The organism is Aquisphaera insulae (genome assembly GCF_011064615.1).
In the GTDB taxonomy this organism is placed as follows: Bacteria; Planctomycetota; Planctomycetia; order Isosphaerales; family Isosphaeraceae; genus Aquisphaera; species Aquisphaera insulae.
In genome coordinates this window covers 1-15,143 of the sequence record NZ_JAALJH010000023.1, presented here as the reverse complement: position 1 = coordinate 15,143, position 15,143 = coordinate 1, and the positions used below count along the sequence as shown (strand labels likewise).

Annotated in this window: 14 protein-coding genes; 13 read left to right on the top strand and 1 reads right to left on the bottom strand. The window is 69.0% G+C overall.

The window, feature by feature from the left end:
• Positions 1-84 precede the first annotated feature (84 nt).
• The 9 genes from lpxC (at position 85) to G6O54_RS14545 (ending at position 10,360) form a co-directional block, all read left to right on the top strand.
• The gene (gene lpxC / locus G6O54_RS14585) at positions 85-1,428 is read left to right on the top strand and encodes a UDP-3-O-acyl-N-acetylglucosamine deacetylase (RefSeq protein ID WP_165226378.1); all 1,344 of its coding nucleotides are present in this window, start codon (positions 85-87) and stop codon (positions 1,426-1,428) included.
• Between the two features lie 60 nt (positions 1,429-1,488).
• Complete coding sequence (gene lpxA, locus G6O54_RS14580; RefSeq protein ID WP_165226377.1) at positions 1,489-2,292, top strand: acyl-ACP--UDP-N-acetylglucosamine O-acyltransferase; 804 nt, start codon at positions 1,489-1,491, stop codon at positions 2,290-2,292.
• A 3-nt stretch (positions 2,293-2,295) separates the two neighbouring features.
• Entirely contained in the window at positions 2,296-3,423 is a 1,128-nt protein-coding gene (locus G6O54_RS14575; protein ID WP_165226376.1) for a Gfo/Idh/MocA family protein, read from the top strand.
• Positions 3,424-3,646: 223 nt separating this feature from the next.
• Entirely contained in the window at positions 3,647-4,219 is a 573-nt protein-coding gene (locus G6O54_RS14570; RefSeq protein ID WP_205678804.1) for a sigma-70 family RNA polymerase sigma factor, read from the top strand.
• 2 nt (positions 4,220-4,221) lie between these two features.
• Entirely contained in the window at positions 4,222-6,507 is a 2,286-nt protein-coding gene (locus G6O54_RS14565; protein WP_165226375.1) for a serine/threonine-protein kinase, read from the top strand.
• A gap of 107 nt (positions 6,508-6,614) precedes the next feature.
• Positions 6,615-7,073 (top strand): hypothetical protein, encoded by a 459-nt coding sequence (locus G6O54_RS14560; RefSeq protein WP_165226374.1) that lies wholly within the window; start codon positions 6,615-6,617, stop codon positions 7,071-7,073.
• 51 nt (positions 7,074-7,124) lie between these two features.
• The gene (locus G6O54_RS14555) at positions 7,125-8,333 is read left to right on the top strand and encodes an ABC transporter permease (protein WP_165226373.1); all 1,209 of its coding nucleotides are present in this window, start codon (positions 7,125-7,127) and stop codon (positions 8,331-8,333) included.
• A 51-nt stretch (positions 8,334-8,384) separates the two neighbouring features.
• Positions 8,385-9,155 carry an ABC transporter ATP-binding protein gene (locus tag G6O54_RS14550; RefSeq protein ID WP_165226372.1) on the top strand — a complete coding sequence of 257 codons (771 nt, stop codon included), beginning with the start codon at positions 8,385-8,387 and terminating at the stop codon, positions 9,153-9,155.
• Positions 9,156-9,187: 32 nt separating this feature from the next.
• The gene (locus G6O54_RS14545) at positions 9,188-10,360 is read left to right on the top strand and encodes an HlyD family secretion protein (RefSeq protein ID WP_165226371.1); all 1,173 of its coding nucleotides are present in this window, start codon (positions 9,188-9,190) and stop codon (positions 10,358-10,360) included.
• Positions 10,361-10,418: 58 nt separating this feature from the next.
• On the opposite strand, the gene G6O54_RS14540 is transcribed toward G6O54_RS14545, so the two are convergent.
• Complete coding sequence (locus G6O54_RS14540; RefSeq protein ID WP_165226370.1) at positions 10,419-10,868, bottom strand: acyltransferase family protein; 450 nt, start codon at positions 10,866-10,868, stop codon at positions 10,419-10,421.
• A gap of 824 nt (positions 10,869-11,692) precedes the next feature.
• Here G6O54_RS14540 and G6O54_RS14535 point away from each other — a divergent pair.
• From G6O54_RS14535 to G6O54_RS14520, 4 genes are all read left to right on the top strand, one after another.
• Positions 11,693-12,610: a DUF1559 domain-containing protein gene (locus G6O54_RS14535; protein WP_165226438.1), complete on the top strand. Its 918-nt coding sequence runs from the start codon at positions 11,693-11,695 to the stop codon at positions 12,608-12,610.
• A 49-nt stretch (positions 12,611-12,659) separates the two neighbouring features.
• Positions 12,660-13,121, top strand: coding sequence for a DUF4198 domain-containing protein (locus tag G6O54_RS14530; protein WP_165226369.1), 462 nt, complete (start codon positions 12,660-12,662; stop codon positions 13,119-13,121).
• 36 nt (positions 13,122-13,157) lie between these two features.
• Positions 13,158-13,967, top strand: a complete 810-nt coding sequence (locus tag G6O54_RS14525; protein ID WP_165226368.1) for an ABC transporter ATP-binding protein — start codon at positions 13,158-13,160, stop codon at positions 13,965-13,967.
• Positions 13,968-14,019: 52 nt separating this feature from the next.
• Positions 14,020-15,143: ABC transporter permease family protein (locus G6O54_RS14520; RefSeq protein WP_205678802.1), on the top strand; the 1,124-nt coding region annotated here is incomplete at its 3' end.

Genomic DNA, 15,143 nt, shown 5'->3' with positions numbered 1-15,143 from the left:
CGCGCCAGGGTCGACGCAGGCCCCGGCCGATCCCACCTCCGCCGGCGGCCGCACCGCACCGTTCATCGAAAAAAGGCCCGCAGAATGCTCACGTCCAGGCGACTCCAGCGCACGCTCGCCCGCACGACCGAGGTGCGCGGCATCGGCTTCTTCCGCGGCGACGACGTCGCGATGCGGTTCCATCCCGCGGAGCCCAACAGCGGCATCGTCTTCGTCCGCTCCGACCTCGAGGGGGGGCCGTCCGTCCCGGCGACGGTGCAGCACGTCGTCCCGTCGCAGCGGCGGACGACCGTGGAGGACGGCCCGGCCCGGGTCGAGATGATCGAGCACGTCATGGCCGCCCTCGCCGGCCTCCGGATCGACAATTGCCGGATCGAGATCGACGCGCAGGAATGCCCCGGCTGCGACGGCTCCAGCCGCGCCTTCGTCGAGGCGTTCGACGAGGCCGGGATCGTCGACCAGGATCAGCCCCGCCCGGCGTTCGCCCTGGAGCGATCCTTCACGGTCCGCGAGGGGGACGCCCTGCTGGCGGCCCACCCGGGCACGACCGAGTCGCTGACCCTCTCCTATCACCTCGATTACGGGGCCGACTCGGCGATCGGCAGCCAGAGCTACCTGATCGACCTGGCCCCGGCCCCGTTCCGCAGCGAGCTTGCCCCGAGCCGGACCTTCGTGCTCGAGGCCGAGGCCCAGGCCCTCCGCGCCGCCGGGATCGGCCGGCGAGCCACCGCGGCGGACGTCCTGATCTTCGGCCCGGAAGGCGTGGTCGGGAACTCGCTCCGCTACCGCGACGAATGCGCCCGCCACAAGGTCCTGGACATGGTCGGGGACCTCGCGCTGCTGGGCATGGACCTGCACGGCTTCGTGGTGGCGCACCGGAGCGGCCATCACACCAATGCCGCGCTCGTCCGCCGGCTGGTCCAGGCGGTCGAGAAGGAGAAGGAGCTCGTCGCCCGACCGCCGACGCTCCCGCTCCGCGACGACGGGACGATCGACATCCAGGGGATCAGCGCGATCCTCCCGCATCGCTTCCCGTTCCTGCTGATCGACCGGGTGCTCGAGGTGAACGCGGGCCGTTCGCTCACGGCGATCAAGAACGTGAGCGCCAACGAGCCGTTCTTCCAGGGCCACTGGCCCGATCGCCCGATCATGCCCGGCGTCCTGATCATCGAGGCGATGGCCCAGGCGGGGGGCGTCCTCGTCGCGGCGACCGTGGATCCCGGCAGCCGCATCGCCCTGCTCGCCTCGGTGGACCAGGTCAAGCTCCGCCGGCCGGTCGTCCCGGGGGACCAGCTCCGGATCGAGGTCGTCGCGGAGCGAATCAAGTCGACGTCGGCGAGCGTGACGGCCGTCGCCCGGGTGGACGACGCCGTGGCCGCCGCCGCCAAGATCCGGTTCGTGCTGGTCGAGGCCAGGCTCAGCGCATGATGCGATGAGGCCTGGCCCGTTCGAAAACGAGGAATCCATGGCTCCGGAGGGAACCGTTCCATGGCCACGATGATTGCGGACACCGCGTCCATCGATCCCCGCGCCGAGATCGCGGACGACGTCGAAGTCGGCCCCTACTGCGTGATCGGTCCCGACGTCCGGATCGGCCGCGGCTGCCGGCTGATCGCCCACGTCTGCATCCAGGGCCACACGACCCTCGGCGAGGGGAACACCGTCCATCCCTTCGCGGTCCTCGGCGGCGAGCCCCAGGATTACTCCTACAAGGGGCAGCCGACCCGCGTCGAGATCGGCGACAACAACGTCTTCCGCGAGGCCGTCACCGTCCATCGCGGGACCGAGAAGGACCGCCGGGTCACCACGATCGGCTCGAACAACTACTTCATGGCCAACGTCCACATCGGCCACGACTGCGTCCTGGGCGACCGGATCCTGGTGGCGAACAACACGATGTTCGCCGGCCACATCCAGGTGGAGTCCTACGCGTCGATCTCCGGCGGCGTGGGCCTGCACCAGTTCGTCTCGGTCGGCGGCCACACCTACATCGGCGGCCTCTCGCGGATCGTCCACGACGCCCCGCCGTACATGCTGGTGGAGGGGAACCCGTCGAAGGTCCGCTGCATCAACGTCGTCGGCCTGAAGCGGAGCGGATTCTCCGCCGAGGGCATCGCCGCGCTCCACGAGGCACACCGCCTCCTCTTCCGGGCCCGGATGACGCCGACCCAGGCGTCCGCCGTGCTCGAGGCCCACGGGCATTTCACGGCCGAGGTCAAGCGGCTCATCGAGTTCATCGAGCGCCAGCAGCAGGGCAAGCACGGGCGCGGCCAGGAACGAGCAAGGGGTTAATCCATGAAGCGACTGCGTGTCGGCGTGATCGGGGTGGGACACCTGGGCCAGCATCACGCGAGGATCCTGGCGGCACTCCCCGAGGTCCAGCTCGTGGCGGTGGCCGACTCGCGGCCGGAGCAGGCCCGGCTCGTCGCCAGCCGCCTGGGCACTCGCGCCCTCGACGACTACCGCGACCTGCTGGACCAGGTCGACGCCGTCTCGGTCGCGGTCCCCACCACCCTCCATCGCGAGGTCGCCGGCGCCTTCCTGGAGCGAGGCATCCCCACGCTCGTGGAGAAGCCCCTGGCCGGCTCGCTCGCCGAGGCGGAGGAGCTGGTCGCGCTCGCCCGGTCCACGGGGACCGTCCTCCAGGTCGGCCACATCGAACGCTTCAATCCGGCCCTGTCCGCCCTCCAGAACAAGGCACTCCGGCCCCGCTTCATCCACGCCGAGCGGCTCTCGACCTACACGTTCCGCTCGACGGACATCGGCGTCGTCCACGACCTGATGATCCACGACATCGACCTGGTCCTGTCCATGGTGGCGGCCCCGGTCCAGTCCGTCTCGGCCGTCGGCCTGAGCCTCTTCAGCGAGCGCGAGGACGTCGCCGACGCGCGGGTGCTGTTCGAGGACGGCACCGTGGCCAACATCACCGCCAGCCGGGCGAGCTACACGGCCGTCCGGAAGATGCGGATCTGGGCGACCGAGGGCTATGCCTCGCTCGATTTCGGGGCCAAGCAGGCGACCATCGTCGAGCCCTCCGAGGCCTTCCTCGCCGGCCAGCTCGGGCTGGAGGGCCTGGACATCACCCAGCCCGCCGCCGTCAAGGAGCACCTCTTCGGCAAGATCCTCCGCGTCGATCGCGTCGAGGCCGCGGGCCGGGAGCCCCTGGCCCTGGAGCTCGAGGAGTTCGTCCAGTCCGTCCGCGGCCAGGCGCGCCCGCGCGTGGGCGGCGCAGAGGCCCTCCGCGCCATGTGGCTGGCGGACCAGATCCTCAAGAGCCTGGACGCTCACCGCTGGGAAGGCGAGCCCTCCGTGGCGACCGCCCCATCCCTCCCGCCGCCCTCCGCCTCGGTCTTCCGCGGCCCCCACGCCTGGCGCCTCAACAGCCTCAAGCGGAGCCAGTCGCCCCGGACCGTCGGCCATTGATTGCGGCCGAACCCCTTCCCTCCCTCGGTGCCCGGCGCCCCGGGCCGGCTCGATCAGGACCTGCCACGGCCATCGCCCGTGCCCGCGAGCGCGATGGCTCGATCCTGTGGCCGCCGCCTTGATGTCGGGGCCGCCGCGCCGAAGAATCGGCTAGGCGTCGCGCTTCATCGGCGGCAGCACGGCATCCGTAATCCTCGTGACCGGCATCAAGAAGGACATACGCGTGCGCGAGGAAGCGTCGAGGATCTGGTCGGCCGCCCCGTACTCGGATTACCTCCGCGTGCTCGCCCGGCTGCATCTCGGCGTCAGCCTCCGCGGCAAGCTCGACCCGTCCGACGTCGTCCAGCAGACGGTCCTGAGGGCCCACGAGAAGGCGGGGCAATTCCGCGGCGAAACCGAGGCCGAGTGGATGGCCTGGTTGAGGACGATCCTGGGCAACGTCATCGCCATGGCTCGTCGCCGCTACGCGTCCGACACGAGGGACCTCGGGCGGGAGCGGTCGCTCCAGGCGCGACTGGACGATTCGGCGTCCCGTATGGAGGGCTGGCTCGCGGCCGACCAGACATCGCCGAGCCAGCGAGCCTCGCGCCATGAACAGGCACTCCGACTGGCCGCGGCCCTGGCGAGGCTGCCGTCCGACCAGCGTGAGGCCATCGAGCTCCATCATCTGGAGGGGCTGACGGTCGCCGAGGTCGGCCTGCGCATGGGCCGGACCAGGGCGGCCGCGATGGGCCTTATCTTCCGCGGACTCAAAGCCTTGCGTGGACTCCTCGAGGAGGTGTCGGGGGAGGGATAGCCGTGACCGATGAAGGTCGAGACCACGATCAACGCCTGAACGCGATCCTCCTCGACTACGTGGATTCCGTCGAGCGAGGAGAACATCCCGACACGAAAGCGATCCTGGCGGCCCATCCGGATCTCGCCGACGATCTCTCCGTCTTCTTCGGCGGCCGGAGGATGATCGAGCGGCTGACCACGGATTTCCGCGCGCCCGCCCGCGTCGGGACCGCCTCGGCAACCCTCGACGAGCCGGGACTCGGTCGGATCGGTGACTTCCGGCTCATCAGGGAGGTGGGATCCGGCGGCATGGGGGTCGTCTACGAGGCCGAGCAGGTCTCGCTCCGGCGTCGCGTCGCGCTCAAGATCTTGCCGTTCGCCTCGACGTTCGACCCGAGGCAGCTCCAGCGGTTCCGCAACGAGGCGCTCGCGGCCGCCCAGTTGCACCATACCGCGATCGTCCCGGTCTATGCGGTCGGCATGGAGTCGGGCGTCCACTACTACGCCATGCAGTACATCGACGGCCAGAGCCTCTCGGAGCTGATCGAGGGGCTTCGCCGCGCCGGGCCCGCGGGGGTGAGCGAACAATCCGGTACTCGCGACGTCAGCTCGACCGGGTGGGTCCCGCCGCGGCCGGGACCGGACTCGTCCGACACGCTCGCCTATCCGCTGCCGATCGTGCCCGAGGGACGTCGCGGGCCGCGGGCCCCGTCGGCCGTCGCGTCGGCGGTGCTCTCGACCTTCTCCGCGGAGCGAGGCGCTCGATTCCGGCGCTACTTCGAGCGGGTCGCCGGCCTCGGCATCCAGGCGGCGGAGGGGCTGGAGCATGCCCATGAGCTGGGCGTGATTCACCGTGATATCAAGCCGGCCAACCTGCTGCTGGACGCCCGCGGGGACCTCTGGATCACGGACTTCGGGCTCGCCCTGCTCCGGAGCGACCCGGGCCCCACGATGACGGGAGAGCTGGTCGGGACGGCGCGATTCATGAGCCCCGAGCAGGCGAGCGGCAGCCGGGGCCTGGTCGACCATCGGACCGACGTCTATTCGCTGGGAATCACGCTCTATGAGCTCCTCACGCTGACTCCGGCCTTCGAATGCCCGGATCGCCACGAGCTGCTCCGCCAGATCGCCGCGGAGGAGCCCAGGCCGCCCCGGGCCATCGATCCCTCGATCCCGATCGAGCTCGAGACGATCGTCCTCAAGGCGATCGCCAAGGATCCGGCCGAGCGCTACGACACGGCCGGGGAGCTGGCCGAGGACCTCAGGCGGTTCGCCCAGGACCGGCCGATCCTGGCACGGCGGCCGACGCTCCCGGAGGTCGCGGCCCGCTGGGTGAGGCGGCACCGCGCCCTGGCCCTGGCCAGCGTGGCGAGCATGGCCGCGGCCCTGGTCGGGCTGTCCGTCTTCGCCGCGATCCTCGCCCGCGAGCACTCGCTCACCAAGCTCGCGCTCGAGGGCCAGCGCGAGAAGACGCGCGAGGCCGGCGAGCAGCGGGCCGTCGCCGAGGCGAACTTCCTCAGCGCGCGGAAGGCCGTGGACTTCTTCGCCGAGTTGAGCCGCGAGGAGCTGCTCGAATTCCCGCCGATGATGGACGTCCGTCGCAGGCTGCTCGAGGCGTCGGTTGCCTACTACCGCGAGTTGCAGCAGAGGCGTCCGGACGATCCGGCGCTCCGTCGAGAGCTGGCGTCGAGCCGGGCGCGACTCGACCGGCTGGTGGAGGACATCGCGGCCATGTCGGTGCTGGATGCCTGCCTCCTGCTGTCGAACCCATCCGCCCAGGCGGAGCTTGGGCTCTCCGCCGAACAGTTGGGAGAGCTCAGGACGGACGTCCTGTCGCTCCCGGAACGCCTCTTCCGGAGTCGTCCCGAGCTCCCGGGCCGGCCGGCGAGGTGGAAGGGGCTCGCGGACCTGGCCCGCACCGCCCGACAGGCCCTGGCCCGGACGCTGACGCCGTCGCAGGCCCGCCGACTCGATCAGATCGCGTTGCAGCATCCGGGCCCGCACTCGTTCACGCAGCCGGAGACGATCCGTCGCCTGGGACTCTCCGAGGCCCAGCAGGAGCGAATCCGAGATATCCAGGTCGAGGCCGGCCGGGAGATCCTGAACTTGATGGGGCCGGCGGAGGAACCCCGCGAGGCCTGGATGCGACAGGTCGAGGTGTGGAGGAGGGCCAATCGTGAAATCCTCGGCCTGTTCACGCCCTCCCAGCAGGCGACCTGGGACGAGATGATCGGACCGCCGTTCCAGGTCGCCACTCCGTTCCCGCTCACGCCGCGTCGCGAGGCCCCCCCGGTCCCGGGTAGGTGACGAACCGGTCCCCGGGAATTCTCGCGCTTCACTCGCCCGGCCCACGCATCCTCTCTCCCAGGGGAGGCGAATGTCCTTCCGTCGCATCGCATCGCGGGAGCCGGAGCATGGGCAGTCGTCGTCGACCCGATCGGAGATCGATCAAGGTTCCGCCCGCATGGCGGATCGCCGCCGGCGCGCTGGCCGGCTTCTTCGTCGCGATGGGGACGGCCAAGCTGTCCTCCTACCGGCCCGCGCCGGGATGGTTCGGCGAGGTCCCCTGGGTCCTCATCGGCTGGACCGAGGTGATCGGCGGCCTGATGCTCCTCTCGAGGAGGTTGGTCTCGCAGGCCGCCGCCATCCTCGCCGTCGTGGCCGCCGGAGCGGCGGTCGGGTTCCTGCTCGACTCGGAGAGCCGTTGGGGCCTGATCCCGGCCCTCGCCATCCTCGCCGGACTGATCCTCGTCGGCTACGCCCGGCGGCCGGGCGCCCTGCTCCGGGCGAGGCTGCTCCGCGCGGTCGAGCGATACGCCGAGGCGGAGCAAGACCGATGGCGTGGCACCGGAGTGGGCGCGACCGACCGCTGAGCGTCGCCGGTCCCTGGGAGTCTGGTCCACGGCTGGAGAGGTGAACCGAGTATGTGGCGGATCGCGCTCAAGATGCTGCTGGGTGACACGGCGAAGTTCTGCGGCATCCTCATGGGGCTCACCTTCGCCGCGATCCTGATGATGCAGCAGGGCGCCATCTTCTGCGGCCTGATGAAGCGCACCGCCGGGCAGATCAACGATATCTCGGGCGTGGACCTCTGGGTCATGGACCCCAACGTCCGCCACATCGACGACGTCAAGGCCATGATGGAGAGCAACCTCCACCGCGTCCGGGGCGTCGACGGCGTCCTCTGGGCCGTCCCGCTCTACAAGGGCTCCGGCCGGGCCAAGCTGAACACGACCGACGCGAATGGCGAGCCGGCCACCATGATCGAGTCGGTCATCCTGCTCGGCCTCGACGACACCACGCTCGTCGGCGCCCCCCAGCCCGAGAAGATCGTCGTCGGCGAGCTGCTGGACCTCCGGATGCCCGACGCCATCATCATCGACAAGATGCAGCTCCCCAAGTACTACCCCGGCGAGCCGTGGGGGGACCTCGAGAAGCTGGGGGACGCCTTCTATCGGCGTTTCCTCGGCCGCGAGATGGAGATGAACGACCACCGAGCGACGATCGTGGGGATCTGCAAGGCCGCCCCCACCTTCGGGTCCAACGCGGTCGTCTACACGACCTACGGCCGCGCCAAGCAGTTCGTCGCCCAGGAGCGGAAGGTCCTCAGCTTCATCCTGGTCCGCACCGACCCGACCTGGAAGGCGGAGGACGTGGCGAGGAACATCCGCGCCAAGACGGGGCTCGGGGCCATGCGTGCCGCGGATTTCGCCCGCCAGACGATCTTCTTCTTCCTCACGAATACGGGGATCGTGATCAATTTCGGGATCACCTCGCTGCTCGGCCTCTTCGTGGGGACGGCGATCGCCGGCCAGACGTTCTATCTGTTCACCGTGGACAACCTGAAGCAGTTCGGGGCGCTCAAGGCGATGGGGGCGACCAATCCCAGGATCGTCGGCATGATCCTCCTTCAGGCGTCGGTCGTCGGGCTCATCGGCTACGGCCTGGGCGTGGGGATCTCCACCTTCGTGGCCGATCGTGCGTCGGCCGGCGGGGGCGAGGTCGAGTTCTTCGTCTGGTGGCCGTTGCTGCCGATGACGGCGATCGTGGTGGTCCTCATCTGCATCTTCTCCAGCCTGCTTTGCATCCGTCGCGTCATGGTGCTGGAGCCCGCCGTTGTCTTCCGGGGCTAGGACGTCGGGCGTCGGCGATGTTCCCTCCTCACTTCGGGTCGAGGCTTCGTGATGACTCAGGCCGTGGCACCAGAGCGGGCAGCCGACGACCTTCCGGAGGGGACGCCCCGCGATTCGTCGGACGTCGCCGTCCGGATCCGGGGACTCTCCAAGTCCTTCGGATCCGGGGCGCAACGGGTGGCCGCGCTGCGATCGGTGAACTGGGACGTCCACGCCGGCGAGATGTCGATGATCGTCGGGCCCTCTGGCTGCGGCAAGACGACCCTCCTCTCCGTGATCGCGGGAGTCCTCGACGGCGACCAGGGGACCGTCTCGATCTTCGGCCATGAGCTCACCTCGCTAGGGGACCGCGCCAAGACGAGGTTCCGCGCCCGCCACATCGGCTTCGTCTTCCAGCAGTACAATCTCCTCCCCGCCTTGACGGCCGCGGAAAACGTGGCGGTCCCCCTGGTGCTCACCGGTTGGGCCTGGGCGAAGGCCGTCCGGCGGGCCCGCGAAGTCCTGGAGCTGCTGGGCCTAGCGGGCCGGACGGAGAACTTGCCGAGCCAGCTCTCCGGCGGCCAGCAACAACGCGTGGCGATATCGAGGGCGCTGGCCCACGAGCCCTCGCTGCTGGTCTGCGACGAGCCGACCGCGGCTCTCGACCATGAGTCGGGCCAGAACGTCATGGAGCTGCTCCGCGGGGTCGTCGTCCGGCCCGACCGCGCGGTCATCGTCGTGACCCACGACAATCGAATCTTCCACTACGGAGAGCGGATCATCCACATGGACGACGGCCGGATCCTCAAGGAAGTGCGGCGTTCCACGACCACGGCGGGATGAGTCGCCCACGGCCCCAAAGACGGACCCATACCATGTTCACTCGTCGCATCGTCCCGATCCTGGCCATCGCCGGGGTCCTCTACTCGATCATCTCGACCGTCATCGGCGCCAGGCCGGCCGAGCCGTCGAAGCCGGTCCTCGAGCCCCACCCCCGGCCATCCAAGGAGCGAATGCTCGCCGGATCGGGTCTCGTCGAGGCGCGGCGGGAGAACATCCCGATCGGCGTGAACGTCCCCGGCGTGGTCATCGAGGTCCTCGTCAAGCGAGGCGACCACGTCAAGGTGGGAGACCCGCTCTTCCGGACCGATGATCGAGACATCCAGGGTCAGATGGGGGTGAAGCGGGCCCAACTGGAATCCGCCAAGGCCCAGGTTCACAGGCTGGAGGCCGCCCCTCGCGCCGAGGACTTGCCCCCGCTCGAGGCCGCGGTCCAGGAGGCCCAGGCGCGGCTGAACGACGCCGAAACGTCGCTGGGGAGGACCCAGCACCTCCACGATCGCCGGGCCGCCACGTCGAGCGACCTCGACAAGGATCGGTTCACCTACCATGCGGCCGCGGCCGCATTGACGCGGGCCAAGGCGGAGCTCGACCGCGCCAGGAAGGGGACCTGGCGCGAGGACATATCCGTCGCCAAGGCGGCCGTCAAGCTCGCCGAAAGCGAGCTGAGCAACATGCAGATCCTGCTCAACCGGCTCACCGTCCGGGCGCCCATCGAGGGGGATGTCCTCCAGCTCAACGTGCGGTTGGGCCAGTTCGCGGCCATGACCTGGAACGAGCCGATGATCGTCCTCGGCGACATCAACCGCCTGCACGTCCGCGTCGACATCGACGAGAACGACGTCCCCCTCTTCGACAAGGCCAGCGCGGCGATGGCCTACATGAAGGGGAGGTCGCTGGGGCGATTCCCGCTCCGATTCGAGTACATCGAGCCGTACATGATCCCCAAGCAGAGCCTGACCGGCTCCTCCTCGGAGCGAGTCGACACTCGGGTCCTCCGGGTGGTCTATTCCCTCCCCGACGGCTGCCAGCAAGAGGTCTACGTGGGCCAGCAGATGGACGTCTACATCCGGGTGCCGAGCGAGCGCTGGGACGCGACGTTCGACGCGGTCGGCCGTCCGGCCGCCCCCTTCGAAACCTCCCCCGGCGGGACCGGGAGACAGCCTGAATCGCAGGCCGAGCGGGCTCCCGAAAAAACCGACTCGTGACCGCGTTCGGCCTGCTCCCGTTCCGCATGCCGCTCGCCCCGACGGAGTGGGGCAACGTCTATCCGCCGGTCGAGGCGGGGACCGTGTCCGCTCCTTGTCCGGCCGGCAATTGCCCCGTCGCCCTGGCGGCCAGTTGCTGCCGCCAGGCATCGATCGGACGATCGACGGCGTACCAGATCACGATCGCCGACGCCAGGGTCAGGAGCCCCGTCAACGCTCCCAGGTTGCGCTGCACCCAGGGCGAGCCGGACATCCGCAGGAGGTCGATCACGAGCCAGTGGACGAGATAGACGGGGTAGGACAGCTCTCCAATCCGCCGATCGATCCGATTGCGCTTGGTGTACGCGAAGAGGAACGGCAAGGCCACGGGGAAGATCACCTCGATCGGTTCGAGCTGCAAGGCGTCGGCCGGGAACGGGATGAATCTCCACGGCAGCTTGCAGAACGCGAGGAGAGCCGCCCGAGCGGCCGCCTCGCCGGCCGGCTTTCGCGGGGCCCCGCCCCGCACCCTTCACACCCGGTCCGATGAGCCTCGCGGCCAACGCCTGAGCGTCCCAGCGCCGAGTCCTCCCCCTCCGGTCGCGGCCGTCAAGGCCGCCGACCCAGGGTCCACACGCCCCGGTCCTGATCCGATCCCTCCCCGCCGCCCGCCTCCGGCTCCGGACCGCACCAAACCCGCCCGAGCCCTCGCGTCGTCCGCCCCGCTCGTTCCTCGCTGAACTTGGAGCCGGCGCCGACCGCCCCGGACAGCCGGCAATCCCGACTGGTTTGACCGCCTTCCTCTCTGGACTGCCCGGACCGCCCGCTTTGGGTGCCTCGCTTTGGGTGCCTGGCCTCTTACAGCCTCTTGAGAATCCGGCCTGCTACAGCCCCCCTCAATCCACGAACTCCGATGATCCACACGAGTCACTGTTCACCGCGACGGTATACAGCAGGGATCCTCCGATGAGAAACGACATGTACAAATCATTTAATGCCGATGACCGGGGACGGTGGTCCTTTCTGAACCCGAACGACAGTGCCGATCTCCGATGAATGGCACACGTCGAGCAACTCCATGGCCGTCGGCCATGCGCGGCGTCTTGTGAGCTGGCAGGATTCCCTTCGGTCAAGAAGTATCCCCGCGCGGCCAATTCCTCTCCGATCTGCAAGCCGACGAAAACCGGGAATCGCCTGCCATCAGGACACTTGTTCGACGCATCTCATTGAGGGCTCATGCCTTCAGCACACCGGTCAGGCAAGCCTTCCGTTTGGCGTATAACCTGCTAACCCCCCTCGCAGGACATGGACCATCACCCGACCCACCTTGCTCGGAATGGAACCTTCCTGGCCATGAGTCAATTCCTCTTGCGTAGGCATCGCCGTCGGGCCGGCTTCACGCTCATCGAGCTCCTCGTCGTCATTTCGATCATCGCGGTGCTGATTGCGCTGCTGCTGCCCGCTGTCCAGGCGGCACGCGAGGCCGCTCGCCGCGCCGCCTGCACCAACAACATGAAGCAGATCGTGCTGGCCTTCCACAATCATGTCGTCAACTACAACGCCTTGCCGCCCGTGCGCACCGAGACACCGAGCTACGGATGGGCGGTGAACCTGCTCCCCTTCCTCGAACAACAGGTCCTCTACAACGGGTTCAATCTCAACAAGAATTTCTACGACTATGACAATCAGACGGTCGTCCGCGTGGCGCTCCAGGTGTTCGTCTGCCCCTCCACGCCCGAGGGGCTCCGTGATGTCCCCCTGGGCCTCGGCAAGACCGTGTATGGGACGCGGGGGTTCGTCGGCGACTACAAGTGCAATCACCTGCTCAACTCGATGTATCAGGTCAACGGCGCCGCGGGGAACCCCGTGCTGCTCCGCGCCGGCAAGTACCAGCAGCTCAGCGCCATCACCGACGGCACCTCGCAAACCACCCTGGTGCATGAACAGGCCGGCCGGCCCGATTTCTATCTCAAAGGGGAGAAGATGCAGGCGTCGAACGCCAATCTCACGGACGTCAACTGGTGGGACGCCTGGGCGTCGTACTCGCACTTCCAGTACCAGGGCTACACCGCCGACGGCAGCAAGTTGGGCTGGGCCTGTTCGATCAACTGCAACAACGGGCAGGGGATCTACAGCTTCCACCCGCTCGGGGCGAATGTCGGCTTCTGTGACGGCAGCGTCCGCTTCCTCAAGGAGACCGTCCCCGTCGCCATCGTCTTCGCGCTGGCGACCCGCAATGGCGGCGAGCTCCTGTCGGTGACGGACTATTGAGTCCCAGCGAACCAAAAGCTCTGCACCCGCTGTCTCAGGCGAGGCCCCGATGCTCGAATCGACCCATCGCTCCCGCCACGACCCGGCCTGGCTGGTGCTCGGCCTCTTCCTCGTCGTCGGCTGCCGCGGTGAGGACACCGGACCGAGAGTCTACCCCGTGTCGGGGAGGATCCTGGTCGACGGCAAGCCTGCGGCGAAGGCCGAAATCTCCTTCCATCCCCTGGACCCGCGGTCCAGGCAGGCACCGCAGCCGATCGCCATCGCGGAGGAAGACGGCTCGTTCCGGCCCAGCACGCGGCTGTCGCAAGACGGCGCCCCCGCCGGGGAATACACGCTGACGGTCGTCTGGCGGAAGATCCGGGTCGACCACGGCGAGGAGGTCGCCGGGGCCGACCAGTTGAACGGCCGATACAACGACCCGCATCGCTCCGGCTTGCGGGTGACGATCAAGGAGGATGAGAACACCCTGGACCCCATCCACCTGAGCCTCAAGGCGAAGACCGGACGCTGAACCGACTTCGACCGTATCTTCGAGAGATCCATCCCCATGACGACCACCACGACGATGACCCCGGCCGCGGGCCCCGGAGGAGTCGCCTCGCCGACGGCTTCGACTCCCGTCCGGGCCGAGCACCTGACCAAACGATTCCGCCAGGGCGAAGGGGCCGTGGAGGCGATCCGGGATGTCTCCATCGCGATCGATGGCGGCGAATTCGTCGCCGTGATGGGGGCCAGCGGCTCGGGCAAGAGCACGCTGCTGCACGTCCTGGCCGGCCTCACGCGGCCCGATGAGGGGCACGTCCTGATCGACGGCATCGACCTCGCTTCGCTCTCCGACGCGCGCCTCACGCACTTCCGACGCCGTCGGATCGGCCTGGTCTTCCAGGCGTTCAATCTCATCCCGACCTTGACCGCCGCGGAGAACATCACCCTCCCCCTGCTCACCGACGGTCGCAACGACCTGATCGCCGAACGACTCGACCCGCTCCTGGACCGTCTGGGACTCGCCGCTCGTCGGAATCACCGCCCCGACGCGATGAGCGGCGGCGAGCAGCAGCGGGTGGCGATCGCCCGCGCCCTGATCACCGAACCGGCCCTGGTCCTGGCCGACGAGCCGACCGGCAGCCTGGACTCGGTCACCGGCCAGAAGACCTGCCGGCTCCTCCGCGAGCTCTCCGAGGAGCGGCGCCGGTCCATCGTCGTCGTCACCCACGAGCCGGCGGTGGCCATCTGGGCCGGCCGGGTGGTGGTGATGAAGGACGGGCGCATCCTCGACGAGTTTCGCGCCGACGCCTTCAAGGACGCCCATTCGCTCGCCGCCCATTACCAGGAAGTCGTGGGTGCCATGCCAACCTGAGGCGATCCTCGGTCGATCCCGCATCCAACCTCATCGCCCCGGAGGACGTCCCATGAGCAGAGCGGAATGGAAGGCGGTCGCCCGGCTGGTCATCGCCCACGTCCGGCAACACCCCGGCCGAATCCTCCTGACCAGCATCTCGACGATGGCCGCGGCCTGCGTCGTCGTCTGGGTCGTCAGCGGTTACGACTCGCTCGCCGGACGGTTCGGCGACATGGGCGAGGACTATGTGGGTCCCTACGAGATGCTGCTGCTCCCGAGCTCCGCGGCCGATCCCGCGGAGGGATTCGGCCAGCGGGTCTCGGCGGCGCTCTCCACGGATCTCGTGGACGCGATTCGGCGGGACCCGGCCGTGGCGGCGGTCGATCCGGTCTACGAGACCCGCGCCCGCGTCCGGAGCGGCAACGCCGGCGCCGCGCCGGCCGGTCGTGGTGGCGGCAATGCGGCCGACCCCGAGGCCGAGCCGATCCCGGGCGGCCTGGCGGCGCCGAAATCGGGCTCGGGCCCGATCATCATGGGCGGCATGGGCCAGCTCCGGTCGCAGAGCCGGGTTCCGACCCTCGTCGGCACGAACGCGGCCCAGCCCCCGCAGAAGGTCCTCGAGGGCCGCTGGTTCGATCCCAGTCGGCCTGAGCTCCAGGAAGGCGCCATCACGAGAGACTCGGCCGAACAACTGAGGATCAAGCTCGGTGACGAGGTTGCGGTGATCTCAGACCCGTTCGGCCGCGGGGGCCCGGGAGCCGGCGGCCGTGGCGGGGCATCCGCTCCCGTGCCCGCCGGGGGGCGGATCAAGATCACGGCGATCGTCGACCAGCCGAAGCGACTGCCGGGCCCGAAGTTCATGGTCGGCCTGCCCCCGTCGCGAGACGCGGCGCTGCGGGGCGGCCCGGCGGCCAACGCGGTGTATGTCCCGATGGCGACCGCCGAGAGGCTCTCCGGCTCCCCCGCCCGGATCACCTATGCCGGCGTCGCCCTCAAGACCGGCCACACCGTCGACGGCTTCCTCCCGGGCTGGAGCGCGCGGCTTGCCTCGGCGACGCCGCCGGTCGAGGTGCGCACGGCCGAGAGCGTCGAGAGCGAGGTCAACAGCAGCACGACCTTCGAAACCGTGCGAGTGCAGGCGTATTCGGCCACCGGGATCTCGCTGCTCGCCGCCCTGTTCATCATCTTCACCAC